Consider the following 685-nt stretch of genomic DNA (forward strand, 5'->3'; position numbering starts at 1 on the left):
AAAATGTTGTTTATGGGGGTTTAGCTCAGCTGGGAGAGCATCTGCCTTACAAGCAGAGGGTCAGCGGTTCGAACCCGTTAACCCCCATACGAGCCGTTAGCTCAGTTGGTAGAGCATCTGACTTTTAATCAGAGGGTCACAGGTTCGAGCCCTGTACGGCTCATAAGATGCGGGTGTGGCGGAATTGGCAGACGCACTAGATTTAGGATCTAGCGCCGCAAGGCGTGGGGGTTCAAGTCCCTTCACCCGCATAGAATAAAAAAGCCGGCTTAGCTCAGTTGGTAGAGCATCTGATTTGTAATCAGAGGGTCGAGGGTTCAAGTCCTTTAGCCGGCATCCCAACATGCGGAAATAGCTCAGTGGTAGAGCACCACCTTGCCAAGGTGGGGGTCGCGGGTTCGAACCCCGTTTTCCGCTTTTTGCTGAACCACGCCGGGGTGGCGGAACTGGCAGACGCACAGGACTTAAAATCCTGCGGTGAGTGATCACCGTACCGGTTCGATTCCGGTCCTCGGCATTTATGATATGCACCCATAGCTCAATTGGATAGAGTGTTTGACTACGAATCAAAAGGTTAGGGGTTCGACTCCCTTTGGGTGCATTATTAAAACGGGAAGTAGCTCAGCTTGGTAGAGCACTTGGTTTGGGACCAAGGGGTCGCAGGTTCGAATCCTGTCTTCCCGAT

General features: G+C 52.4%; 8 tRNA genes. All 8 read left to right on the plus strand.

The annotated features are described in order from the left end of the window. The first annotated feature begins 14 nt into the window (after positions 1-14). Positions 15-87: transfer RNA gene (locus ECA01S_RS13785), tRNA-Val, on the plus strand. Positions 88-90: 3 nt separating this feature from the next. Beyond that, positions 91-163, plus strand: a tRNA-Lys gene (locus tag ECA01S_RS13790). A 6-nt stretch (positions 164-169) separates the two neighbouring features. Next, positions 170-251, plus strand: a tRNA-Leu gene (locus ECA01S_RS13795). Positions 252-263: 12 nt separating this feature from the next. Then, positions 264-336: transfer RNA gene (locus ECA01S_RS13800), tRNA-Thr, on the plus strand. Positions 337-345: 9 nt separating this feature from the next. Beyond that, positions 346-417, plus strand: a tRNA-Gly gene (locus tag ECA01S_RS13805). 14 nt (positions 418-431) lie between these two features. Then, positions 432-517 (plus strand) — tRNA-Leu (locus ECA01S_RS13810). A 10-nt stretch (positions 518-527) separates the two neighbouring features. Next, a tRNA-Arg gene (locus ECA01S_RS13815) sits at positions 528-601 on the plus strand. Positions 602-610: 9 nt separating this feature from the next. Further along, positions 611-684, plus strand: a tRNA-Pro gene (locus ECA01S_RS13820). Position 685: the final 1 nt, after the last annotated feature.

This window comes from Enterococcus canis NBRC 100695 (assembly GCF_001544375.1).
Taxonomy (GTDB): domain Bacteria; phylum Bacillota; class Bacilli; order Lactobacillales; family Enterococcaceae; genus Enterococcus_H; species Enterococcus_H canis.